22 protein-coding genes and 3 tRNA genes are annotated in these 22,196 nt (G+C 57.2%); 11 read left to right on the top strand and 14 right to left on the bottom strand.

Annotation, left to right across the window (positions count from 1 at the left end; genetic code table 11):
* Nucleotides 1-7: 7 nt before the first annotated feature.
* Both hutG and hutI read right to left on the bottom strand, forming a co-directional pair.
* Entirely contained in the window at nucleotides 8-946 is a 939-nt protein-coding gene (gene hutG, locus ACJBF3_RS20325) for a formimidoylglutamase (RefSeq protein WP_045331288.1), read from the bottom strand.
* Nucleotides 943-2,166 (bottom strand): imidazolonepropionase, encoded by a 1,224-nt coding sequence (hutI, locus tag ACJBF3_RS20320; protein ID WP_045331290.1) that lies wholly within the window; start codon nucleotides 2,164-2,166, stop codon nucleotides 943-945. The genes hutG and hutI overlap by 4 nt, the downstream gene beginning before the upstream one ends.
* Nucleotides 2,167-2,390: 224 nt before the next feature.
* Here hutI and ACJBF3_RS20315 point away from each other — a divergent pair, with 224 nt between their 5' ends.
* Entirely contained in the window at nucleotides 2,391-3,674 is a 1,284-nt protein-coding gene (locus ACJBF3_RS20315) for a putative acyl-CoA thioester hydrolase (RefSeq protein ID WP_045331293.1), read from the top strand.
* A 55-nt stretch (nucleotides 3,675-3,729) separates the two neighbouring features.
* Here the strand turns inward: ACJBF3_RS20315 and tisB are convergent, their stop codons facing one another.
* Both tisB and pgl read right to left on the bottom strand, forming a co-directional pair.
* Nucleotides 3,730-3,819, bottom strand: coding sequence for a type I toxin-antitoxin system toxin TisB (gene tisB, locus ACJBF3_RS20310; RefSeq protein ID WP_023332440.1), 90 nt, complete (start codon nucleotides 3,817-3,819; stop codon nucleotides 3,730-3,732).
* A gap of 443 nt (nucleotides 3,820-4,262) precedes the next feature.
* A complete protein-coding gene (pgl, locus tag ACJBF3_RS20305; protein WP_045331294.1) occupies nucleotides 4,263-5,258 on the bottom strand; it encodes a 6-phosphogluconolactonase in 996 nt (331 codons plus the stop codon).
* 140 nt (nucleotides 5,259-5,398) lie between these two features.
* On the opposite strand from pgl, the gene ACJBF3_RS20300 reads away from it, so the two are divergent.
* Nucleotides 5,399-6,217, top strand: coding sequence for a pyridoxal phosphatase (locus ACJBF3_RS20300; protein WP_047717673.1), 819 nt, complete (start codon nucleotides 5,399-5,401; stop codon nucleotides 6,215-6,217).
* Here ACJBF3_RS20300 and modC read toward each other — a convergent pair whose 3' ends face one another.
* The 4 genes from modC to ACJBF3_RS20280 all read right to left on the bottom strand — a co-directional run bounded on the left by modC (nucleotide 6,218) and on the right by ACJBF3_RS20280 (nucleotide 9,069).
* Nucleotides 6,218-7,276 (bottom strand): molybdenum ABC transporter ATP-binding protein ModC, encoded by a 1,059-nt coding sequence (modC, locus tag ACJBF3_RS20295; protein WP_045331945.1) that lies wholly within the window; start codon nucleotides 7,274-7,276, stop codon nucleotides 6,218-6,220. It lies immediately after the preceding gene.
* A 2-nt stretch (nucleotides 7,277-7,278) separates the two neighbouring features.
* Nucleotides 7,279-7,968 carry a molybdate ABC transporter permease subunit gene (gene modB, locus ACJBF3_RS20290; protein ID WP_045331946.1) on the bottom strand — a complete coding sequence of 230 codons (690 nt, stop codon included), beginning with the start codon at nucleotides 7,966-7,968 and terminating at the stop codon, nucleotides 7,279-7,281.
* Nucleotides 7,968-8,741: a molybdate ABC transporter substrate-binding protein gene (gene modA, locus ACJBF3_RS20285; RefSeq protein ID WP_045331947.1), complete on the bottom strand. Its 774-nt coding sequence runs from the start codon at nucleotides 8,739-8,741 to the stop codon at nucleotides 7,968-7,970. The genes modB and modA overlap by 1 nt, the downstream gene beginning before the upstream one ends.
* Nucleotides 8,742-8,919: 178 nt before the next feature.
* Nucleotides 8,920-9,069 carry an AcrZ family multidrug efflux pump-associated protein gene (locus ACJBF3_RS20280; RefSeq protein ID WP_032638956.1) on the bottom strand — a complete coding sequence of 50 codons (150 nt, stop codon included), beginning with the start codon at nucleotides 9,067-9,069 and terminating at the stop codon, nucleotides 8,920-8,922.
* A 127-nt stretch (nucleotides 9,070-9,196) separates the two neighbouring features.
* Here ACJBF3_RS20280 and modE point away from each other — a divergent pair, with 127 nt between their 5' ends.
* The 7 genes from modE to gpmA all read left to right on the top strand — a co-directional run bounded on the left by modE (nucleotide 9,197) and on the right by gpmA (nucleotide 17,016).
* Nucleotides 9,197-9,985 (top strand): molybdenum-dependent transcriptional regulator, encoded by a 789-nt coding sequence (modE, locus tag ACJBF3_RS20275; protein WP_045331948.1) that lies wholly within the window; start codon nucleotides 9,197-9,199, stop codon nucleotides 9,983-9,985.
* A 67-nt stretch (nucleotides 9,986-10,052) separates the two neighbouring features.
* Nucleotides 10,053-11,525 carry a molybdate ABC transporter ATP-binding protein ModF gene (modF, locus tag ACJBF3_RS20270; protein WP_045331949.1) on the top strand — a complete coding sequence of 491 codons (1,473 nt, stop codon included), beginning with the start codon at nucleotides 10,053-10,055 and terminating at the stop codon, nucleotides 11,523-11,525.
* A 201-nt stretch (nucleotides 11,526-11,726) separates the two neighbouring features.
* The gene (gene galE / locus ACJBF3_RS20265; RefSeq protein WP_032638951.1) at nucleotides 11,727-12,743 is read left to right on the top strand and encodes a UDP-glucose 4-epimerase GalE; all 1,017 of its coding nucleotides are present in this window, start codon (nucleotides 11,727-11,729) and stop codon (nucleotides 12,741-12,743) included.
* A 10-nt stretch (nucleotides 12,744-12,753) separates the two neighbouring features.
* Nucleotides 12,754-13,800, top strand: a complete 1,047-nt coding sequence (gene galT, locus ACJBF3_RS20260) for a galactose-1-phosphate uridylyltransferase (RefSeq protein ID WP_047717675.1) — start codon at nucleotides 12,754-12,756, stop codon at nucleotides 13,798-13,800.
* 3 nt (nucleotides 13,801-13,803) lie between these two features.
* The gene (gene galK / locus ACJBF3_RS20255) at nucleotides 13,804-14,952 is read left to right on the top strand and encodes a galactokinase (protein ID WP_045331951.1); all 1,149 of its coding nucleotides are present in this window, start codon (nucleotides 13,804-13,806) and stop codon (nucleotides 14,950-14,952) included.
* Complete coding sequence (gene galM, locus ACJBF3_RS20250) at nucleotides 14,946-15,989, top strand: galactose-1-epimerase (protein ID WP_045331952.1); 1,044 nt, start codon at nucleotides 14,946-14,948, stop codon at nucleotides 15,987-15,989. The genes galK and galM overlap by 7 nt, the downstream gene beginning before the upstream one ends.
* Nucleotides 15,990-16,263: 274 nt before the next feature.
* Nucleotides 16,264-17,016, top strand: coding sequence for a 2,3-diphosphoglycerate-dependent phosphoglycerate mutase (gpmA, locus tag ACJBF3_RS20245; protein ID WP_008501111.1), 753 nt, complete (start codon nucleotides 16,264-16,266; stop codon nucleotides 17,014-17,016).
* 59 nt (nucleotides 17,017-17,075) lie between these two features.
* On the opposite strand, the gene aroG is transcribed toward gpmA, so the two are convergent.
* Nucleotides 17,076-18,128 carry a 3-deoxy-7-phosphoheptulonate synthase AroG gene (gene aroG, locus ACJBF3_RS20240; RefSeq protein ID WP_045331954.1) on the bottom strand — a complete coding sequence of 351 codons (1,053 nt, stop codon included), beginning with the start codon at nucleotides 18,126-18,128 and terminating at the stop codon, nucleotides 17,076-17,078.
* Between the two features lie 302 nt (nucleotides 18,129-18,430).
* On the opposite strand from aroG, the gene ACJBF3_RS20235 reads away from it, so the two are divergent.
* Together ACJBF3_RS20235 and zitB are read left to right on the top strand one after the other, a co-directional pair.
* A complete protein-coding gene (locus tag ACJBF3_RS20235; protein ID WP_045331955.1) occupies nucleotides 18,431-18,811 on the top strand; it encodes a protein YbgS in 381 nt (126 codons plus the stop codon).
* A gap of 105 nt (nucleotides 18,812-18,916) precedes the next feature.
* Entirely contained in the window at nucleotides 18,917-19,855 is a 939-nt protein-coding gene (gene zitB, locus ACJBF3_RS20230) for a CDF family zinc transporter ZitB (protein ID WP_045331956.1), read from the top strand.
* On the opposite strand, the gene pnuC is transcribed toward zitB, so the two are convergent.
* The 5 genes from pnuC to ACJBF3_RS20205 form a co-directional block, all read right to left on the bottom strand.
* Nucleotides 19,852-20,571, bottom strand: a complete 720-nt coding sequence (pnuC, locus tag ACJBF3_RS20225; protein WP_045331957.1) for a nicotinamide riboside transporter PnuC — start codon at nucleotides 20,569-20,571, stop codon at nucleotides 19,852-19,854. The genes zitB and pnuC overlap by 4 nt on opposite strands.
* Nucleotides 20,572-20,593: 22 nt before the next feature.
* The gene (nadA, locus tag ACJBF3_RS20220; RefSeq protein ID WP_045331958.1) at nucleotides 20,594-21,637 is read right to left on the bottom strand and encodes a quinolinate synthase NadA; all 1,044 of its coding nucleotides are present in this window, start codon (nucleotides 21,635-21,637) and stop codon (nucleotides 20,594-20,596) included.
* Between the two features lie 222 nt (nucleotides 21,638-21,859).
* A tRNA-Lys gene (locus ACJBF3_RS20215) sits at nucleotides 21,860-21,935 on the bottom strand.
* Between the two features lie 23 nt (nucleotides 21,936-21,958).
* Nucleotides 21,959-22,034, bottom strand: a tRNA-Lys gene (locus tag ACJBF3_RS20210).
* A gap of 46 nt (nucleotides 22,035-22,080) precedes the next feature.
* Nucleotides 22,081-22,156 (bottom strand) — tRNA-Lys (locus ACJBF3_RS20205).
* Nucleotides 22,157-22,196: the final 40 nt, after the last annotated feature.

Raw genomic sequence — 22,196 nt, 5'->3', positions numbered from 1 at the left:
AATAGTGTTATGCCCACCAGTGAGCAATTTGCCAGGCCAGACGGGCGGCGAGCTTAGCGCCCTGCCCGTCGCGGTCATACTGCGGGTTAAACTCTACCAGATCGGCGGCCTGTAGCTTACCGCTTCGGCAGATTTGTTCAATCAGGGGGAGGAGATCCCGTGCCGGTATGCCTAACGCCGCCGGAGCGGAAACGGCAGGCATTTCGCTGGCGGGCAGGACGTCCAGATCGATCGTCAGGAAGACGCGGTCGGCCTGCGCCAGCACCTTTTCCAGCGCAGGCTGCGCATCGCGACTGAAATGCAAATCTTCCACCAGCGTGACGTTCAGGCGTTCGGCCTCATCCCACAGCGCCTGGGTGTTCGCCGCCCGGCTGACGCCAAAGCAGGCATAGTGAAACTCCCGCCCGCGCTCATCGCAGTAGTGCGCCAGCTGGCGAAACGGCGTGCCGGACGTCGCCCGCTCGGCCTTGCGCAGGTCGAGATGGGCATCAAGGTTGATGATGGCCACCCGCTCGTGCGGAAAGGCGTCCAGAATGCCCCGACCGTGCCCCCAGGCGGTCTCGTGCCCGCCGCCAAACACCAGCGTGCGCATTCCGGACTGCTGGCAGGCCGTCACGGCATCGCTTAACGCCTGCTGTGCCGCTTCCAGCTCGTCGCCTTCAACGTAAACCGACCCCATATCCGCCAGCCGTTCATGACCCTGATGGCTTGCCATATTCGCCAGCGCCTTACGCAGTATATCCGGCGCCTGCGCGGCGCCGGGCCTGCCCTGATTGCGCTTAACGCCTGCATCACATTCAAAGCCTATCAGCGCGATGCCGGATGATAGCGGCGTGAACTGCTTCTGCTGCCTTATCGTCTGAAAAATGCGCGTTGCGTTGCTGGCCTCGGCGCTGTCGTCGCGCCCCTGCCAGACCGTTTCGGCTACCGGCCGCCATAAGCTCATACTGCCTCCCCACGGAAAATACGTTGATACAGCGGATTGCGCCCCGGCTCGTAGACCATCTCGACCGGATGGTGTGCATCCCAGACGATGAAATCAGCGACAAATCCGGCCCGCAGCTGTCCGTGGGTTGCGCCACGCCCCAGCGCCTGCGCCGCGTGGCGCGTGACGCCAGCCCAGGCCTCTTCCGGCGTCAGGCCAAACTGAACGCAGGCCATGTTCATCGCCAGGTGCAGGCTCGCAAACGGGCTGGTGCCCGGGTTATAGTCGGTGGCGACGGCCATCGGGACCCCCTGTTTTCTGAGCCGTTCCACCGGCGGGCGCTGGCGCTCCTGCAGAAAATAGAACGCGCCGGGAAGCAAGACCGCCACCGTACCGCTTTGCGCCATCGCCTGAACGCCCGCGTCGTCGAGGTATTCGATATGGTCGGCGGAAAGTCCTCTATACCGGCTGACCAGCGCCGCGCCGCCCTGATTCGACAGCTGCTCAACGTGCCCTTTCACCGGGATACTGAGCGCGGTTGCCGCCTTAAAGAGGCGCTCGGTTTGCGACGGCGTAAAGCCGACGTTTTCGCAGAACACGTCTACCGCTTCATATAGCTCTTTTTGCCACAGCGTGGGCAATATCTGCTCGCAGACCAGCGTGAGGTAGGCATCCGGATCCTGCCGGTATTCCGGCGGAACCGCATGGGCCGCCAGCAGCGTTGGGCTGATATCGATCGGATTATTGAGGCTTAGCTGGCGCGCGACCTGCAGCATCTTCTCTTCGGCCTCGGCGTTTAAACCGTATCCAGATTTGATTTCAACCGTGGTGACGCCTTCATCCATCAGACGCTGAAGCCGCTGCTGCGCCAGCGTAAGCAGGGCTTCGGGCGAGCTGCCGCGCGTCGCCGTCACGGTAGCGTTAATCCCGCCCCCCTGGGCGCTGATGGTTTGATAAGAGACGCCGTTCAGACGCTGCTCCCACTCCGCCGCGCGGTCGCCGCCAAACACCAGGTGGGTATGGCAGTCAATCAGGCCCGGGGTGACCAGACGACCCTGGAGATCGATACAGTGAGGGTGTCCGGCAGGAATGTCAGATTCAGGGATCGCGGCCAGAAGGGTGTGGCCGCGCACGACCAGGGCGTGTTGCTCTTTCAGTCCATAGGGTGCGGAGACGTCCGGCGCCATCGTTGCCAGTCGCGCATTTCGCCATATAACATCGTCGGGATGAATCTGCTGCATGGGCATTCCACTTGTCATGGGTTGTATAGACATTTATTTTCATCTGCTGTCTGCTGTCAACCGACTTTGCGGAAAATGTTATTTATTTGTGATCGTTTACCTGCCGCTCCGGGGCGAAAAATGCAACTTTTACCCTTTTTATCTTCCCGTTTCGCTCAACTTAGTATAAAAAAGCAGGCTATTTCGTCTATCCCGTAAAGACTTGCATACCCAGGAGCTTCACCTTGAACATTTCCAGGATTTCCCGTCTGGCGTTGGCACTCGCCTTTGGCGTGACCTTATCCGCATGCAGTTCAACCCCACCGGATCAGCGCCCTTCTGAGCAGGTTGCGCCCGGCACCGCCTCGCGCCCGATTTTGTCCGCAGATGAAGCGAAGAACTTCGATCGCGCGCACTACTTCTCGGCGATGGATCCTAACGCTGCGCCGTGGGCACCGTCTTCTATTAGCCTGCCGAAACAGCCTGACTTCGTGGTTGGCCCGGCAGGCGCGCAGGGCGTAACGCACACCTCTATTCAGGCTGCGGTCGATGCTGCCATCACGAAACACAGCGCGTCTCGCCAGTACATCGCGATCCTGCCGGGTGAATATGAAGGCACCGTGTATGTTCCGGCAGCCCCGGGCAGCATTACGCTTTACGGTCTGGGCGAAAAAGCGATCGACGTAAAAATTGGCCTGGCGATTGATTCCGAAATCGACAGCAACACCTGGCGTCACCTGGTGAACCCGGCCGGTAAATATATGCCGGGTAAACCGGCGTGGTACATGTTTGATAACTGCCAGAGCAAGCGTTCCGCCACCGTTGGCGTGATGTGTTCGGCGGTATTCTGGTCTCAGAATAACGGCCTGCAGCTGCAGAACCTGACCATTCAGAATACCCTGGGCGACAGCGTTGATGCCGGTAACCACCAGGCCGTTGCGCTGCGCAGCGATGGCGATCGGGTGCAGATTAACAACGTCAACATCCTGGGTCGTCAGAACACCTTCTTCGTGACCAACAGCGGCGTGCAGAACACTCTGCAGAACAACCGCCTGACCCGTACGCTGGTCACCAACAGCTACGTTGAAGGTGACGTGGATCTGGTATCCGGCCGCGGCGCGGTGGTATTTGATAACACCGATTTCCGCGTGGTGAACTCTCGTACCCAGCAGGAAGGTTTCGTGTTTGCCCCGGCAACCCAGTCGAACCTCTTCTACGGCTTCCTGGCCGTGAACAGCCGCTTTAACGCTGCCGGTGACGGCGTGGCGCAGCTGGGACGCTCTCTGGACGTGGACGCTGCGACCAACGGTCAGGTGGTGATCCGCGACAGCGTGATCAACGAAGGCTTCAACATGGCGAAGCCGTGGGCGGATGCCGCGATCTCCAAACGTCCGTTCTCCGGCAATACCGGCGCGGTGGATGATAAAGGGAACGTGCAGCGCAACCTGAACGACGCAAACTTTAACCGCATGTGGGAATACAACAACCGCGGTCTGGGTAGCAAAGTGGTTGCCGAGCCGAAGCAGTAATAAGATGAGAGTAAAAGGGGGATATTAATCCCCCTTTTTACTGCGACTGAATGCGTCAGGCACCAAACTTAAGATACGCATCCAATAGTTGCATAATCGCAACCATGAGTTGCAGGAACAGAATTGCCCATTCCACACCGCTCATACGCCACTCCTTTGGTATAGAGCACTTCTCCTCTGATTTACCTTTCCGCTGCCTGTCACCAGAGGTGTGTTGGTTATGTTTTGATGTGCTCCGCAGTTTAGGCACCGTCGGCACCACCAGACAGCCAGGACTGAATACGGATCCTGAATTGCGGAACTGCAACACATCAAGCCAACGGACAGAATGATATCAAATCACTACTGTACATAAAAACAGATAAAATCAGTTTAGGAATCTATAAAGAATACGCATGTAAGCGACTGATTATTATCAAAATAGAAATTTCTAATCTTTCCACGTTGTTTGCCCTTCGTTGACGAGGAATTTACTTCGCTTTGAGTCGACATTATGATGAACATGTTGGTTACGTTTTGATGTGCTCACCCGGCTACCACCGGGCATAAAAAAACCTCGCATTGGCGAGGTTTTTTGTTTTAAGCCGCTTAGTGAGCGTTAACCACCACCCACATTGGCCCCTGGCCTACGGCGTAGCGCCCTTTCTCTTCCAGCAGACCCTGCTCGCCTTTAATTTCATACAGCGCGATGTGGTGGGATTTCTGCCCCGCCGCAATCAGATACTTCCCGCTGCGATCGATATTAAAGCCGCGCGGCTGGGTTTCCGTTGGCTGGAAACCTTCGATGGCCAGCACGCTGCCATCTTCAGAAACGCTGAAGACGGTAATCAGGCTGGAGGTACGGTCGCAGGCGTACAGATGACGTCCGTCAGGCGTGATGTGGATATCCGCCGCCCAGCGGGTGTCGGAGAAATCAGACGGCATCATGTCCAGCGTCTGCACGCACTCGATCTGGCCGTTAGGATCTTTCAGTTCCCAGACGTCCACAGAGCTGTTCAGCTCGTTGACCACGTAGGCGTAATGCTGGTTCGGATGGAACACCATATGACGCGGACCTGCGCCCTCTACCGTCGTGACTTCAGCAGGCGTCTGCGCCACCAGGTGACCATCGTCGCTCAGGGTGAACAGACAGATGCGATCCTGCTTCAGCGCAGGCACCCACAGCGTGCGGTTGTCCGGAGAGATGTTCGCCGAGTGGCAGCCTTCCAGCCCTTCTACCACGTCCACGGTTTCGACCGGAATGCCGTCGTCAAGACGCGTCACGCTGACGCAGCCCGCATTGTAAGAGCCGCTAAAGATAAAGCGCCCTTTACGATCGGTAGAGATGTGGGTAGGGCTGCCCGGCAGCGGGGCTTCGGCAGCGTAGGTCAGCGCGCCGTCGTCCGGCGAAATGCGGTAGGCCAGCACCCGGAACTCAGGGCGAACGCCAACATAGAGAAAACGTTTATCCGGGCTGACGACCATTGGCTGTACCTGCCCCGGAACATCAACAACCTGAACCAGCGTGAGCGAACCTTCTGCATTCAAACGCCAGACGTGGATCTGCTGACTTTCAGGACTGGCGGTATAAACGGTTTGTTTCATGAACACTCCTTTCCTCACTGCGCGTGAAAGTGATTATTTTTAACGGTGAATGCTGAATTTTAGCCAGGAATTTTGCAGCGATTTACTCTCGGTGTAACATCGCCTGAGACCTAAAATTCAACATTAACCCGGAAGAACAAATGACCTCGCGTGTGATTGCACTGGATTTAGACGGAACATTACTTACCCCTCAGAAAACCCTGCTCCCCTCCTCCCTTGAAGCGCTTAAGCGCGCCCAGGAAGCAGGATATCAACTTCTTATCGTTACGGGTCGACATCACGTTGCCATTCATCCTTTTTATCAGGCACTGGCGTTAGATACACCTGCAATTTGTTGTAATGGCACTTATTTGTATGATTATCAGGCAAAAAAGGTTTTAGCCTCCGACCCGCTACCGGTTCCCCAGGCGCTGCAGCTGATTGATCTGCTGGATGAGCATGCCATTCACGGCCTGATGTACGTGGATAACGCGATGGTCTACGAGCGCCCAACCGGCCACGTGGTGCGCACCAGCAACTGGGCGTTGTCCCTGCCTGAAGCGCAGCGTCCGGTCTTTACCCAGGTTTCCTCCCTGCGCCAGGCGGCTCAGGACGTTGAGGCTATCTGGAAATTCGCCCTGACGGATGAAGACACCACCAAACTGAATGCCTTCGCGAAGCACGTGGAACAGACGCTGGGTCTGGAGTGCGAATGGTCCTGGCACGATCAGGTGGATATTGCCCGCAAAGGCAACAGCAAAGGCAAGCGTCTGACGCAGTTCGTGGAATCGCAGGGCGGGTCAATGCAAGACGTCATCGCCTTTGGCGACAACTACAACGACATCAGCATGCTGGAAGCCGCCGGGACGGGCGTGGCGATGGGCAATGCCGACGACGCGGTAAAAGCGCGCGCTAACGTGGTGATTGGCGACAACACCACCGACAGCATCGCGCAGTACATTTATACCCACCTGCTGTAATCAGGCGGTGATTGAGACGCTCTTAATTTGCGCGTAAAGCCACAGGCCGGGCTTGATCCCTAACTCATCCCTGGCCCACGGGCTAATGCGCGCCCAGAGCGTCCTGCTGCCGACTTCAAGCTTCACTTCCACCTGCCCGTTATCATCAAAACACTCCGCGACTTTGGCGCGCAGAATATTTCGAATGCTGGTTTGCAGCGGCGGCTGCAGCACCAGCGAGACGTCCGACGCCTGGATGCGAATTCGCAGCGCCGACTGTAGTGGTTTGTCGATCTTATTGACCCACAGGTGCTGGTCGCCCAGCGCCAGCGCGGTCATCGCGTAGTGCGGGTGATGTTCCAGCACGCTCACCTTCAGGATGCTGCTCTGCTGCTCCCGGGGTAACCAGGGGTGCATCACGCTGCTGCCCCACACCTCTTCGAGGTTGCCGAAGGCCTTCACGCTGCCCTCCTCCAGCACCAGCACCTTGTCGGCCAGATGGAGGATCTCATCCAGCGAATGGCTGACGTAGAGCATCGGAGTATTAATTTCGCGCGTCAGGCGCTGTAGATAGGGCAGAAGCTCGCGCTTACGCGGAATATCCAGCGAGGCCAGCGGTTCGTCGAGCAGCAGCAGTTCGGGCGCCGTCAGCAACGCGCGGCCGATAGCCACGCGCTGTTTTTCTCCGCCGGAGAGCGAGGATGGCAGCCTGTCGAGCAGTGGCTCAATGCCTAAAAGCGTTACCAGCTTATCAAACTGCCCGGCCATGCTTTTCGCCATGCCGTAACGCAGGTTGCCGCGCACGCTGTAGTGCGGGAACAGGCGCGCGTCCTGGAAAACATAGCCGATGCGGCGCTTATCCGGCGACAGATACACCTTATTTTCCACGTCATTCAAAACGCGGTTGTTCAATACAATGCGTCCTGACTGCGGGCGCGTCAGGCCGCTGATGGCATTGATCAGCGACGTTTTGCCCGCCCCCGACACGCCGAAGATGGCGGTGATACCGCTCGCAGGCAGCGTCTCGTTAAGCGTCAGGGTATGGTTTCCCAGCGTCTGGGTGAAGTTCAGTTCCAGCATGCTTATTTCCCCATCCGCTCGCGGCTCAGCCGCGCCAGCCATTCCGACACCAGCAGCGACGCCAGGGCTAAGACGATCGAGATGATGCACAGCCGCGCCGCCGCGCCTTCTCCGCCCGGCGTTTGTATCAGCGTATACATGGCTGACGGAATCGTGCGCGTCTCGCCGGGAATGTTCGATACGAACGTGATGGTCGCGCCGAACTCGCCCAGCGAGCGGGCGAAAGCCAGCACCGTACCAACAATAATGCCGGGTAACGTCAGGGGGAGCGTGATGGTGAAAAAGACGCGCCAGCGCCCGGCGCCCAGCGTGCGGGCCGCCTGTTCGAGCTTCATGTCCACCCCTTCCAGCGCGAGGCGGATTGCCCTCACCATCAGCGGGAATGACATCACCGCCGCCGCCAGTACCGCACCGCGCCAGCTAAAGGCGAACGTCAGCCCAAACCAGTCGTAGAGCTTCTCGCCGATAAAGCCGCGTCGGCCCATCGAAACCAGCAGCAGGTAACCAACCACCACGGGTGGCAAAACGAGCGGAAGATGAAGCACGCTGTCGAGCAGCGCTTTGCCGGGAAACCGGCAGCGAACCAGTAACCAGGCAAAGAAGATCCCAAAGGGCAAACTCAGCGCAACCGCCAGGGAAGAGACTTTAAGGCTCAGCAGAACAGCCTGCCATTCAGGATCGGTCAATATCATCAGTGAGTCGTAAATCCGTAACGTTTAAAGATTGCGGACGCTTCCGGCCCCTTCAGGTAATCGCGGAAGGCCGTCACGGTCGCATTTTTATGTCCATCAACAATCGCAACAGGATATTCCACTTTCTTGTGGGAGTCTTCCGGGAACGTTGCCACCACTTTCACGCCCTTGCTGGCAACGGCATCAGAGCCATACACAATGCCCAGCGGGGCTTCGTTGCGCTCCACCAGCGCCAGCGCGCCGCGGACATCTTCCGCCGGGGCCAGCTTCGGCGACAATGTCTCCCATGCCCCCAGCTTTTGCAGCGCTTCTTTGGCATAAATACCGGCAGGAACGTGCTCCGGATCGCCCACCGCCAGTCGGCCACCGTTGAGCAGGCTCGTCCAGTTTGTCTCTTTGTTGATGGTGAAGTCGGCCTGCGCGCTGGCTTTTGGCGCCACGACGACCAGGCTATTGCCCAGCAGCGTTTCGCGGGTTTCCGCATCAATCGATTTCTTCTCCACCGCGTAATCCATCCACTTCTGGTCAGCCGAAATGAACAGATCCGCCGGTGCGCCCGCTTCTATCTGGCGCGCCAGCGTTGAGGAAGAGGCAAACGAGGAGACCACCTCGACGTTTTTCTCTTTTTTATACGCCGCCGCGATATCCTGCAGCGCGTTGGTCAGCGACGCCGCCGCAAAGACCGTGATTTTACCGTCGTCCGCCAGCGCGTGTCCGGTAAGTGAAAGCGTCAGCGTTGCCCCTGCGAAAAGGCGTACCCATGAACGTGCCATCTGTAACTCCTGTGAGTAGCGTTATATACATATTAATATAACGATAACGTCAGGGAGATCCCAGCGTTAAATCGTACCGCTGAAGAGGTAAACCGGCGTGAGGCCTACACTATTATCGACGAAAATGCGGAAAACTTGAGAGCAAAACGCCCGGGCTGGCCGGGCGTTCTGAAGGGAATCAATGCTGCTTTTTAGGCTGGTCTTTGTGACCAATGTTCGAAAAGAGGTTGAACACTTCACCCAGGCCGTAGATGGCACCGAGGATGATGGCCATCACTACTGGTACCATGATCACGGCGAATACCAGACTTTTCAACAACTCTAACATGGTTTTCTCCAGATATTGTGAATAGCTTATTCTACCCTTTCAGGTGAGAAAAACATCCCCTTTTGTGCGGTACCCTTTGCGCCCTGCACCATTTGGGTCACAATACTCCTTTTGCCAGGATACTGTTATGCAGGCCGAAATTCTCCTCACACTCCGACTTCAGCAAAAGCTTTTCGCCGACCCGCGACGTATCGCCCTGCTTAAACAAATAGAACAAACGGGCTCGATTAGCCAGGGGGCAAAAAACGCCGGCATCAGCTATAAAAGCGCCTGGGATGCCATCAACGAGATGAACACCCTGAGCGAACAGCCGCTGGTGGACAGAGCCACGGGCGGCAAAGGCGGCGGCGGTGCAATCGTCACGCGCTATGGCCAGCGCCTTATTCAGCTTTACGATCTGCTGGCCCAGATCCAGCAAAAAGCGTTTGACGCGTTGAGCGATGACGATAACGTACCGCTGGACAGTTTGCTGGCGGCCATTTCCCGCTTCTCGCTCCAGACCAGCGCCCGTAACCAGTGGTTTGGGACGGTGACGGCGCGCGACAATCTGCAGGTCCAGCAGCATATTGAGATCCTGCTCGCCGATGGCACCACCCGTCTGAAAGCCGCCATAACCGCGCAGAGCGCAGAACGTCTTGGCCTGGAGGAAGGTAAAGAGGTGCTGGCGCTCGTGAAAGCGCCGTGGGTGAATATCACCCGCGATCCCGACGCCGCAAAAGCAGCCGATAACCAGCTACGGGCCGCAATCAGCCATATCGAACGCGGCCAGGCGCAGTGCGAAGTGCTGATGACGCTGGCCGATGGGCAACGGCTTTGCGCGACGATCCCGCTTAGCGAAGCGGAGGGTTTAGAAGAAGGCACCGTCGTTACCGCATGGTTCAACGCGGACCGGGTGATTATCGCCACATTGTGCTGAGCGCATTGACAATCGCGCCGACAGTGCGTATCCCTGATATCTGTTGCTGCAAAAACAGGGATAAATCATGTCATCATTGCAAATTTCGCAAGGCACGTTTCGTCTTAGCGATACCCGAACGCTGACGATTGCCGATTTGACGATACGCGCGGGTGAAAGCTGGGCGTTTGTCGGCACCAACGGCAGCGGTAAATCCGCGCTGGCCCGCGCGCTGGCGGGAGAGCTTCCCCTCCTCAAGGGTGAATACCAGAGCGATTTTACGCGCCTGACGCGCCTGTCCTTTGAACAGCTGCAAAAGCTGGTGAGCGACGAGTGGCAGCGCAATAACACCGATTTACTCAGCCCTGGCGAAGACGATACCGGCCGCACGGCGGCGGAAATTATTCAGGATGAGGTGAAAGATCCCGCCCGCTGTCAGCGCCTGGCGGAACGGTTCGGTATCGCCCCCCTGCTCAACCGGCGCTTTAAGTACCTCTCTACCGGCGAAACGCGGAAAACGCTGCTCTGCCAGGCGCTGATGAGCGAGCCCGAGCTGCTTATCCTCGACGAACCGTTTGACGGCCTTGACGTGCAGTCCCGCGCGCAGCTGGCATCCCTGCTGGAGTCGCTTAATCAGCAGGGATATACCCTGGTGCTGGTGCTTAACCGCTTCGATGAAATTCCGGCGTTTATCCAGCACGCGGGCGTGCTGGCTGACTGTAACCTCACCGAGACGGGTGAAAAAACCACGCTGCTTCAGCAGGCGCTTATTGCCCAGCTTGCGCACAGCGAAAAGCTCGACGGAATTGCCCTTCCGGAACCCGACGCTCCGTCGGCGCGCCATGCGCTCGATCCCCACCAGCCGCGCATCGTGCTGCGGGATGGAATGGTCACTTATGACGATCGTCCGATCCTCAATCGCCTCAGCTGGACGGTCAATCCGGGCGAGCACTGGCAGATTGTTGGCCCCAACGGCGCGGGAAAATCCACGCTGCTGAGCCTGGTAACCGGCGATCACCCGCAGGGCTATAGCAACGATCTCACGCTGTTTGGCCGCCGTCGAGGCAGCGGCGAAACCATCTGGGATATCAAAAAACATATCGGCTACGTCAGCAGCAGCCTGCATCTGGATTACCGTGTCAGCACCACGGTATGCAACGTGATCCTCTCCGGGTATTTTGATTCCATCGGCATTTATCAGGCGGTGTCGGACAGGCAGCAGAAGCTGGCCCAGCAGTGGCTGGATATTCTGGGCATGGACAGCCGGGTCGCTGACGCGCCGTTTCATAGCCTGTCGTGGGGGCAGCAGCGTCTGGCCCTGATCGTTCGCGCGCTGGTGAAACACCCTACGCTGCTGATCCTCGACGAACCGCTGCAGGGACTCGATCCGCTGAACCGACAGCTCATCCGCCGCTTTGTGGACGTGCTGATTAGCGAAGGTGAAACGCAGCTGCTGTTTGTTTCACACCATGCCGAAGATGCCCCCTCCTGCATTACTCATCGACTGGAGTTTGTTGCGGACGGTGAACGCTATTTCTATCGGCAAAGCAAAATCGATTAGCCTCCGGAGGGCGCCGCCCTCCGTTTTTCAGATAACCTGCACTAAGACTTTGCTATCCCGTTGATCTACAATGCCTCATCGCCGCTGAAAATCGGATTTTAAAAACAGTGTAAACGATTCCACTATTTTATCCCGTGTCACACTTTTCACGTCTCTGTTATGCTATGGTTATTACATACCATAAGCCCAATGGAGCGAATTATGCGAGTTCTGGTAACAGGTGGTAGCGGTTACATCGGAAGTCATACCTGTGTTCAGCTGCTGCAAAACGGTCATGACGTCATCATTCTCGACAACCTGTGCAACAGCAAGCGCAGCGTGCTGCCGGTGATTGAACGCCTTGGCGGTAAACAGCCCACCTTCGTGGAAGGCGACATCCGCAACGAAGCGCTGATGACCGAGATCCTTCACGACCACGCCATCGAAGCGGTGATCCACTTCGCAGGTCTGAAAGCGGTCGGTGAATCCGTTGCGAAGCCGCTCGAGTATTACGACAACAACGTCAACGGTACCCTGCGTCTCATCTCCGCCATGCGCGCGGCCAACGTCAAAAACTTCATCTTTAGCTCCTCCGCCACCGTCTACGGCGATCAGCCCAAAATCCCTTACGTTGAAAGCTTCCCGACCGGGACGCCGCAAAGCCCGTACGGCAAAAGCAAGCTGATGGTGGAGCAGATCCTGACCGATCTGCAAAAAGCGCAGCCGGAGTGGAGCATCGCCCTGCTGCGCTACTTCAACCCGGTCGGCGCCCATCCGTCTGGCGACATGGGTGAAGATCCGCAGGGCATTCCGAACAACCTGATGCCGTATATCGCCCAGGTAGCGGTAGGCCGTCGCGAGTCGCTGGCGATTTTTGGCAACGACTACCCGACCGAAGACGGCACCGGCGTGCGCGACTACATCCACGTAATGGATCTGGCCGACGGTCACGTGGCGGCCATGCAGCAGCTGGCGGATAAACCGGGCGTGCATATTTACAACCTCGGCGCCGGGGTCGGCAGCAGCGTGCTGGACGTGGTTAACGCCTTCAGCAAAGCCTGCGGTAAGCCGGTGAGCTACCACTTCGCCCCGCGTCGTGATGGCGACCTGCCCGCGTACTGGGCCGACGCTACCAAAGCCGACAAAGAGCTTAACTGGCGTGTTACGCGCACGCTCGATGAAATGGCACAGGATACCTGGCACTGGCAGTCACGCCACCCGCAAGGCTATCCGGACTAAGGATCCCTTCATGACGCAATTTAATCCCGTCGATCATCCGCATCGTCGGTTTAACCCGCTCAGCGGGCAATGGATTTTGGTTTCTCCGCATCGCGCCAAGCGCCCCTGGCAGGGGGCGCAGGAGACGCCTGCAAAACAGACGCTGCCACAGCATGACCCGGACTGCTTCCTGTGCCCCGGCAACACGCGCGTGACCGGAGATAAAAACCCGGACTATACAGGCACCTTCGTCTTCACCAACGATTTTGCCGCCCTGATGACCGACACGCCGGACGCGCCGCAAAGCCACGATCCGCTGATGCGCTGCGAAAGCGCGCGCGGTACCAGCCGCGTGATCTGCTTCTCGCCCGATCACAGCAAAACGCTGCCTGAGCTGAGCGTCGACGCGCTGAAAGAGGTGGTGAGCACCTGGCAGACGCAAACCGCCGAGCTGGGCCAAACTTATCCGTGGGTGCAGGTGTTCGAAAATAAAGGCGCGGCCATGGGCTGTTCTAACCCGCACCCGCACGGCCAGATTTGGGCGAACAGCTTCCTGCCCAACGAAGCCGAGCGCGAAGACCGTCTGCAGAGAGCGTATTACGCGGAAAACGGTTCGCCGTTGCTGGTGGATTACACCCGGCGCGAGCTGGCCGACGGCAGCCGCACCGTGGTGGAAACCGAACACTGGCTGGCCGTCGTCCCCTACTGGGCCGCGTGGCCGTTTGAAACGCTGCTGCTGCCGAAAGCGCACGTGCTGCGCATCACCGATCTCAGCGACGCGCAGCGCGACGACCTTGCCCTGGCGCTGAAAAAGCTGACCAGCCGTTACGACAACCTGTTCCAGTGCTCCTTCCCGTATTCCATGGGCTGGCACGGCGCGCCGTTTAACGGTGAAGAAAATCAGCACTGGCAGCTGCACGCCCATTTCTATCCGCCGCTGCTGCGCTCTGCGACGGTACGTAAATTCATGGTGGGCTATGAAATGCTGGCGGAAACCCAGCGTGACCTGACGGCGGAACAGGCAGCAGAACGTCTGCGTGCCGTTAGCGACGTCCACTATCGCGAATCAGGAGTTTAAAAAATGAGTCTGAAAGATAAAACACAATCCCTGTTTGCTGAGAAATTTGGCTACCCTGCCACCCACGTTATCCAGGCGCCAGGTCGCGTTAACCTGATTGGTGAACACACCGACTATAACGACGGTTTCGTGCTGCCGTGCGCCATTGATTACCAGACCGTCATCAGCTGCGCGAAGCGCGACGACCGCAACGTTCGCGTACTCGCAGCGGACTACGACAATGAGCTCGACGAATTTTCACTAGACGCGCCGATCGTGACGCACGACGGCCAGCAGTGGTCTAACTACGTGCGCGGCGTGGTAAAGCACCTCCAGAAGCGTAACAAGAACTTCGGCGGCGCGGATTTGGTTATCAGCGGCAACGTGCCGCAGGGGGCGGGCTTAAGCTCCTCTGCGTCGCTGGAAGTCGCCGTTGGCACCGTGTTCCAGCAGCTTTATCATCTGCCGCTGGACGGCGCGCAAATCGCCCTGAATGGTCAGGAAGCGGAAAACCAGTTCGTGGGCTGTAACTGCGGCATTATGGACCAGCTGATCTCCGCCCTGGGCAAAAAAGATCATGCCCTGTTAATTGATTGCCGCACGCTGGGCACCAAAGCCGTTCCCCTGCCAAAAGGCGCGGCCGTGGTCATCATCAACAGCAACTTTAAGCGCACGCTGGTGGGCAGCGAATACAATACCCGCCGCGAGCAGTGCGAAACCGGCGCCCGCTTCTTCCAGCAGCCTGCCCTGCGCGACGTAACGCTCAATGAATTTAATAAAGTGGCGCACGAGCTGGATCCGGTCGTCGCCAGACGCGTTCGCCACGTGCTGACGGAAAATGCCCGTACCGTTGAAGCCGCCTCCGCGCTGGCGAAAGGTGACCTGAAGCGCATGGGTGAGCTGATGGCGGAATCCCACGCCTCCATGCGCGATGATTTTGAAATCACCGTTCCGCAGATCGACACCCTGGTGGACATCGTAAAAGCGACCATCGGCGACAAAGGCGGCGTGCGCATGACGGGCGGCGGTTTTGGCGGCTGCATCGTTGCGCTGGTGCCTGAAGAGCTGGTCCCTGCCGTACAGGACGCCGTGGCGAAACAGTACGAAGCAAAAACAGGGATCAAAGAAACCTTCTACGTGTGTAAAGCTTCACAAGGAGCCGGACAGTGCTAAACGAAACGCCTACCCTCGCACCGGATGGTCTGCCGTATCGCCTGTTAACCCTGCGCAACAGCGCGGGGATGGTCGTTACGGTCATGGACTGGGGTGCAACCCTTCTTTCAGCCCGCGTACCGATGCCTGACGGCACCGTGCGCGAGACCCTGCTCGGCTGCGCCTCCCCCGAGCAGTATGTCACTCAGTCCGCCTTTCTGGGCGCGTCCGTTGGGCGCTATGCTAACCGCATCGCAAAGAGCCGTTTTGAACTCGACGGCGTGCAGTACAGCCTGCTGCCAAGCCAGGGAGAGAACCAGCTGCACGGCGGACCGGAAGGGTTTGATAAACGCCGCTGGAAAATTGTTCGTCAAAACGACGGGGAAGTGCTGTTCTCCCTGGATTCGCCTGATGGCGATCAGGGTTTCCCGGGAAATCTTACCGCCTCGGCACGCTTTACGCTGACGGAGGATAACCGTATCGCCATTGAATACCGTGCGACGGTCGACAGGCCGTGTCCGGTCAACCTGACCAACCACGCCTATTTCAACCTCGACGGTAACCAGTGCGACGTGCGCAACCACACGCTGCAGATCCTGGCGGATGCGTATCTGCCGGTTGACGAGACGGGTATTCCGTATCAGGGCCTTAAAGACGTGAGCGGCACCAGCTTCGACTTCCGCAACGCGAAAGCTATCGCCAAGGATTTCCTGAGCGATGACGATCAGCGTAAGGTGAAAGGCTACGACCACGCTTTCCTGCTGCAGGCCAAAGGCGATGTGAAACAGCCTGCCGCGCAGGTCTGGTCCGCGGACGATAAGCTGCAGATGACGGTGTATACCACCGCCCCTGCCCTGCAGTTTTACTCCGGCAACTACCTCGGCGGCACGACGGCGCGCGAACATAATGAATACAGCGACTGGCAGGGTCTGGCGCTGGAGAGCGAGTTCCTGCCGGACAGCCCGAACAACACGGACTGGCCACAGCCGGACTGCGTGCTGCGCCCGGGTGAAGAGTACGTTAGCGTTACCGAGTATCATTTCACTCCGCGCGCTTAATGCCAGGCGGCGTTCCGCTTGCACGGTCCTACGGGTAGGCCGGATAAGCGGAGCGCCATCCGGCAAAAAACGCCAGCCCTCACAACGAGGGCTTTTTTATGTGCGCCTTGCTGAAAATAGCGCCGATCGCAGACAAAATCATAACCCTGGATTCACAAGCATCTTACACTCAGAGACTATTTTCGCTATGGTTAGGGTTAAGCGTTGCTGGTGGCACGGCCACGGCAATATAATGAGAATTGTTATCATTCTAAAAATGCTTGAGGAGTAAGAGATGGCTATTACTAAGCTGGTCCTGGTGCGTCACGGCGAAAGCCAGTGGAACAACGAAAACCGCTTTACCGGTTGGTACGACGTTGATCTGTCCGAGAAAGGCGTAAGCGAAGCAAAAGCAGCAGGTAAACTGCTGAAGGAAGAAGGCTTCAGCTTTGATTTTGCTTACACCTCTGTGCTGAAACGTGCCATCCATACCCTGTGGAACGTGCTGGACGAACTGGATCAGGCCTGGCTGCCGGTTGAGAAATCCTGGAAACTGAACGAGCGTCACTACGGTGCACTGCAGGGCCTGAACAAAGCGGAAACCGCTGAGAAATACGGTGATGAGCAGGTTAAACAGTGGCGTCGCGGCTTCGCGGTCACCCCACCAGAGCTGACCAAAGATGACGAACGCTATCCGGGCCACGACCCGCGTTACGCGAAGCTGACCGACGCCGAGCTGCCAACCACCGAGAGCCTGGCGCTGACCATCGACCGCGTTGTGCCTTACTGGAACGAAACCATTCTGCCACGCCTGAAAAGCGGCGAGCGCGTGATCATCGCCGCTCACGGTAACTCCCTGCGTGCGCTGGTGAAATACCTGGACAACATGGGTGAAGACGAAATTCTTGAACTGAACATCCCAACTGGCGTACCGCTGGTGTATGAGTTCGACGAAAACTTCAAGCCAATCAAACACTATTACCTGGGTAACGCGGACGAAATCGCAGCGAAAGCCGCGGCCGTTGCGAACCAGGGTAAAGCGAAGTAATTAGCTGGCCATAAAAAAAGCGCGGAGTCTTCCGCGCTTTTTTATTTGTGCCTGGACATTCAGCCGCGACGCGCTTTTACCGCATTCGCCAGCTGACGCAGGAGGGTATCGGTATCATCCCAGCCGATGCAGGCATCGGTGACGCTTTTGCCATACACCAGCGGCTCGCTGCCCTCCAGGCTCTGGTTACCTTCAACCAGATGGCTTTCGATCATCACCCCAATCACCGCCTTCTCGCCGCCGGCAATCTGCTGGCAGACGTCTGCCCCCACTTCCATCTGCTTTTTGAACTGCTTGCTGGAGTTGGCGTGGCTGAAATCGATCATCACCTGCGGCGGCAGCCCGGCTTTTTCCAGCCCGACTTTGACTTCTGCCACATGTTGCGCACTGTAGTTTGGCTCTTTGCCGCCGCGCAGAATGATATGGCAGTCACCGTTACCGCTGGTGTTTACGATGGCGGAATGGCCCCATTTGGTCACGGACAGGAAGCAGTGCGGCGCGCCCGCTGCGTTAATGGCGTCGATAGCCACCTTAATGGTGCCGTCAGTGCCGTTCTTGAATCCGACCGGACAGGAGAGGCCGGACGCCAGCTCGCGGTGGACCTGAGATTCCGTTGTGCGGGCACCAATTGCCCCCCAGCTCATCAGGTCCGCCAGGTATTGTGGCGTAATCATGTCCAGGAATTCACCGGCCGCAGGCAGGCCGCTGTCGTTGATCTCCAGCAGCAGCTTGCGCGCAATGCGCAGACCGTCGTTGATCTGAAAGCTGTTATCCATGTGCGGATCGTTAATCAGCCCTTTCCAGCCCACGGTGGTGCGCGGTTTTTCAAAATAGACGCGCATCACGATTTCCAGCTCATCCTTCAGCTCTTCACGCAGGGTGAGCAGACGGGCCGCGTACTCTTTCGCGGCAGCAGGATCGTGGATGGAGCACGGGCCAATCACCACCAGAAGACGATCGTCATTACCTTTCAGGATCTTATGGATCGCTTTGCGAGCATGAGAAACCGTGTTTGCGGCATGTTCAGTGGCGGGGAATTTCTCAAGGAGCGCTACGGGAGGTAATAACTCATTGATCTCTTTAATGCGTAAATCGTCGTTCTGATAATTCATCTTCTTTCCAGCTCTGCCATATCTTTAGTAATGAAAGCAATCCTTTCAATCTATCTTGTCGGTATGGAAGTGTAAACACGGTTTTACACTTCACGCAGATAATTCCTGGAATTCACTTAAAAATCGCCACAAAATAGCGAAAAGTGAGATCTAACCTAAGCTTTTTAACTGTAACAACCACTTTTACATGCTTAAACGCGATTCCCTACTGACGTAAGTCCGTATGGCGGAATCTTTCGCCTTTGAAAAGATGCACTGTTGGAGATGTTATCCAGCGTAACGACAAGAACAGGAGCACCATGATGAAAATGACAAAACTGGCAACCCTCTTCCTGACCGCCACCCTCACTTTAGCGAGCGGCAGCGTTCTGGCCGCAGAAACGGGCACCTCTGACAGCAACGGTGACGCGAATGCGGCAGCGGCAGCAGGCCAGCCCGCCCCTGATGCGAAACAGAATCTTGCTCCAAATAATGTCGACAACAGCCAGATCAATACCGGCAACACCAACACCGGCGGTACCATGCTGCATCAAGACAGTAGCGGTTCCGGCACCATGAACCATGACAATATGAGTTCAGATGAGGTCCATAAGAACTCTGTGTGCAAAGACGGCAAATGCCCGAACCCTAACGACAAGGTGGGTAGCGACGCCAATACCAAAACCGACGGTACCACCCAGTAATCCGTTGTGGCCGAAAGAAAAAGGAGAGCTCAGGCTCTCCTTTCTTTTTGGAGCAACCCATTAAAAACGCTACACTAAAAACAATAATAAATCAGGAAAGCAGACATGGCGCACACCCATTCCCACTCACACGCTCCCGGCAACGACAACGCGAAACGACTGATGCTGGCCTTTGGCGTCACGGCAACGTTTATGATTATCGAGGTCATTGGCGGCCTGGTTTCCGGCTCTCTGGCGCTTTTGGCCGATGCCGGGCATATGCTGACCGATGCCGCCGCGCTGCTCTTCGCCCTGCTGGCCGTACAGTTCGCGCGGCGTCCACCCAATGCGCGCCATACCTTCGGCTGGCTGAGGCTGACCACCCTTGCCGCGTTTGTTAACGCCATCGCGCTGGTAGTCATTACGATCCTCATCGTCTGGGAGGCCGTGCAGCGCTTCAGGCACCCGCAGCCGATCGCCGGGGCAACAATGATGGTCATTGCGGTGGCGGGACTGCTGGCCAATATTCTGGCGTTCTGGATTTTGCATCGCGGTAGCGGGGAAAAGAACCTCAACGTGCGCGCGGCGGCCCTGCATGTGCTGGGTGATTTGCTCGGTTCAGTTGGGGCGATTGTCGCAGCGCTGGTGATCCTCTACACCGGCTGGACGCCTGTCGACCCGATTCTGTCCGTGCTGGTATCGTGTCTGGTGTTACGGAGCGCCTGGCGGCTCCTGAAGGAGAGCGTCAATGAACTGCTGGAAGGGGCGCCAGCCTCCATGGACATCGACGAACTGAAGCGTAACCTGCGCCGTTCGGTACCGGAAGTGCGCAATGTTCATCATGTGCACGTCTGGCTGGTGGGTGAAAAACCGGTGATGACGCTGCATGTCCAGGTGATCCCGCCCCACGACCACGATGCGCTGCTCGATCGCATCCAGCACTTCCTGGAGCACCACTACGACATTAGCCACGCCACCGTCCAGATGGAGTATCAGCCCTGCAGCGGGCCGGACTGCGACCTTAACGAGGCGCAGTCCGGACATTCACATCACCATCACCACTAGCTGGAAAGCGCGTGGGAACCTCGCTCGCGCGCGCTGTTAATCCACATCCGGCTACCGTTGAGCGCGATGAAGGTCAGCAGCAGGTACTCCAGCGACATGGCATAAACGCCCTGCAGCGCAAAAATCACCACGCTGATCACGTTGATGATGACCCACAGCAGCCAGTTTTCGACGTACTTGCGGGTCATCAGGATCATCGCCGCAATCGACAGCACCATCATGCAGGAATCCCAGAACGGGAAGGCATCCGGCTGGAGCACAGGCATCGTCACGTTCAGGCCGAAACCGGACATAACCGACACAGCAACGCGGGTCAGGAACGCAAACACCGGGTTGATGTAGACGGTCATTAAGCCAATCGCGACCACGCAGGCGACAAACCAGGCGATGGCTTTAGGCAACGGCAGCCAGCGGATCTGCAGCTCTGCCTCCTGCTGGCCGTTCTGACGCGACCACGCGTACCAGCCGTAAATGTTGGCGGCGAAGAAAAACAGCTGCAAAAGCAGGCTGGCGTACAGCTGGATCTGAAAGAAGATAATCGCAAACAGCGTGACGTTAATCAGCCCGAATGCATAATTGCTAATCTTCTCCAGGCTTGCCAGCCAGATGCAGAGTAATCCCGCCAGCGTGCCGACGGCCTCAATCCATGACAGGTCATAGCCACCTGCACCAATCGGTATATGTACCAGAATGTTCTGCGTGCTAAAAAAATCCATCTTTTCCCCGGGACGTTTTGAATTAAGTACGTAGTGTAGCTGCAAAATCCAGCATGCGGTTAAGCGGAATTAACGCGCCTTCACGCAAAGCGGCATCCACGTGGATTTCATGCGCTGCGCCGCCGGTCTCCAGCCCTTCGGCAATGGCCTTCAGGCCGTTCATCGCCATCCACGGGCAATGCGCGCAGCTGCGACACGTCGCGCCCTCGCCCGCCGTTGGCGCTTCAAGGAGCTCTTTCTCCGGTACGGCCTGCTGCATCTTGTAGAAAATGCCGCGATCGGTCGCCACGATGAGCTGTCTGTTTGGCAGCGTTCTGGCCGCGTTGATAAGCTGGCTGGTTGATCCTACCGCATCCGCCATGTCGACAATCGACTGCGGTGATTCAGGGTGAACAAGAATGGCGGCATCAGGATAAAGCGCCTTCATGCGCGCCAGCGCCTGGGTTTTGAATTCATCGTGGACAATGCAGGCCCCCTGCCAGCAGAGGACGTCAGCGCCCGTCTGCTTCTGAACGTAATTGCCAAGATGACGGTCAGGCGCCCAGATAATTTTCTCACCCAGGCTGTCCAGATGTTCAATCAGCTCAACGGCGATGCTGGAGGTGACAACCCAGTCTGCCCGAGCTTTTACCGCCGCCGAGGTGTTGGCGTAAACCACCACGGTCCGGTCAGGATGGGCGTCGCAGAAGGCGGTGAATTCGTCAATCGGGCAGCCGAGATCCAGCGAACACTCCGCATTGAGCGTGGGCATCAGAATGGTTTTTTCAGGGCTGAGGATCTTTGCCGTTTCGCCCATAAAACGCACGCCTGCGACGAGCAGCGTGGAAGCGGGATGTCTTGCCCCGAAGCGCGCCATCTCCAGCGAGTCAGAAATACAGCCCCCGGTCTCTTCCGCCAGCTGCTGGATTTCCGGGTCGGTGTAATAATGGGCTACCAACACCGCATCGCGCGCTTTGAGAAGACGTTTGATCTTCTCGCGGTAGAATTGCTTTTCATCAAGGCTCAGCGGCGCAGGCTTTGGCGGAAACGGATAGACTGCGGCTTCAGGATCAAACATCACGCTCATTATGGCTTCTCGTTTTACGGGCTTAACAATATTGCCTTTCTTTTGCCTGACATAGCAAAACGCATGGCAATTGTGTTTTGTATACTAAACAAGATAGCGAATATGAGAGAAAAAGTCACTGGAAACAGGTGCGGATAGCATTTGTCGGGTGGCGGCTTCGCCTTACCCGACCTACAAAAGCTGCAGATAGCAAAAAGGCGCCTTTAGGGCGCCTTTCTACACTGGTGGGTCGTGCAGGATTCGAACCTGCGACCAATTGATTAAAAGTCAACTGCTCTACCAACTGAGCTAACGACCCCTTGCGGGATTTTTTCTTCGAAGTGGTGGGTCGTGCAGGATTCGAACCTGCGACCAATTGATTAAAAGTCAACTGCTCTACCAACTGAGCTAACGACCCATTCGGGTGCTGACTTCGAAGATTTTTACTCGGTACCACTTTTAAGTGGTGGGTCGTGCAGGATTCGAACCTGCGACCAATTGATTAAAAGTCAACTGCTCTACCAACTGAGCTAACGACCCACTTTTACGCTGTTTTCACGTTGTTTGATATCCCGTGGCA

It is taken from the genome of Enterobacter sp. PP-008-ECC_S150, from assembly GCF_045257065.1.
Taxonomy (GTDB): Bacteria; Pseudomonadota; Gammaproteobacteria; order Enterobacterales; family Enterobacteriaceae; genus Enterobacter; species Enterobacter chengduensis.
Note: the sequence above shows the minus strand (reverse complement) of the source record. Positions and strands in the feature narration are given on the sequence as shown.

What these genes read in the sequence shown, in the direction of transcription:
- hutG (WP_045331288.1), bottom strand. Translation starts at nt 946, where the DNA reads ATGAGCTTATGGCGGCCGGTAGCCGAAACGGTCTGGCAGGGGCGCGAC.
- hutI (WP_045331290.1), bottom strand. Translation starts at nt 2,166, where the DNA reads ATGCAGCAGATTCATCCCGACGATGTTATATGGCGAAATGCGCGACTG.
- tisB (WP_023332440.1), bottom strand. Translation starts at nt 3,819, where the DNA reads ATGAGCGGTGTGGAATGGGCAATTCTGTTCCTGCAACTCATGGTTGCG.
- pgl (WP_045331294.1), bottom strand. Translation starts at nt 5,258, where the DNA reads ATGAAACAAACCGTTTATACCGCCAGTCCTGAAAGTCAGCAGATCCAC.
- ACJBF3_RS20300 (WP_047717673.1), top strand. Translation starts at nt 5,399, where the DNA reads ATGACCTCGCGTGTGATTGCACTGGATTTAGACGGAACATTACTTACC.
- modC (WP_045331945.1), bottom strand. Translation starts at nt 7,276, where the DNA reads ATGCTGGAACTGAACTTCACCCAGACGCTGGGAAACCATACCCTGACG.
- modB (WP_045331946.1), bottom strand. Translation starts at nt 7,968, where the DNA reads ATGATATTGACCGATCCTGAATGGCAGGCTGTTCTGCTGAGCCTTAAA.
- modA (WP_045331947.1), bottom strand. Translation starts at nt 8,741, where the DNA reads ATGGCACGTTCATGGGTACGCCTTTTCGCAGGGGCAACGCTGACGCTT.
- ACJBF3_RS20280 (WP_032638956.1), bottom strand. Translation starts at nt 9,069, where the DNA reads ATGTTAGAGTTGTTGAAAAGTCTGGTATTCGCCGTGATCATGGTACCA.
- modE (WP_045331948.1), top strand. Translation starts at nt 9,197, where the DNA reads ATGCAGGCCGAAATTCTCCTCACACTCCGACTTCAGCAAAAGCTTTTC.
- modF (WP_045331949.1), top strand. Translation starts at nt 10,053, where the DNA reads ATGTCATCATTGCAAATTTCGCAAGGCACGTTTCGTCTTAGCGATACC.
- galE (WP_032638951.1), top strand. Translation starts at nt 11,727, where the DNA reads ATGCGAGTTCTGGTAACAGGTGGTAGCGGTTACATCGGAAGTCATACC.
- galT (WP_047717675.1), top strand. Translation starts at nt 12,754, where the DNA reads ATGACGCAATTTAATCCCGTCGATCATCCGCATCGTCGGTTTAACCCG.
- galK (WP_045331951.1), top strand. Translation starts at nt 13,804, where the DNA reads ATGAGTCTGAAAGATAAAACACAATCCCTGTTTGCTGAGAAATTTGGC.
- gpmA (WP_008501111.1), top strand. Translation starts at nt 16,264, where the DNA reads ATGGCTATTACTAAGCTGGTCCTGGTGCGTCACGGCGAAAGCCAGTGG.
- aroG (WP_045331954.1), bottom strand. Translation starts at nt 18,128, where the DNA reads ATGAATTATCAGAACGACGATTTACGCATTAAAGAGATCAATGAGTTA.
- ACJBF3_RS20235 (WP_045331955.1), top strand. Translation starts at nt 18,431, where the DNA reads ATGAAAATGACAAAACTGGCAACCCTCTTCCTGACCGCCACCCTCACT.
- zitB (WP_045331956.1), top strand. Translation starts at nt 18,917, where the DNA reads ATGGCGCACACCCATTCCCACTCACACGCTCCCGGCAACGACAACGCG.
- pnuC (WP_045331957.1), bottom strand. Translation starts at nt 20,571, where the DNA reads ATGGATTTTTTTAGCACGCAGAACATTCTGGTACATATACCGATTGGT.
- nadA (WP_045331958.1), bottom strand. Translation starts at nt 21,637, where the DNA reads ATGAGCGTGATGTTTGATCCTGAAGCCGCAGTCTATCCGTTTCCGCCA.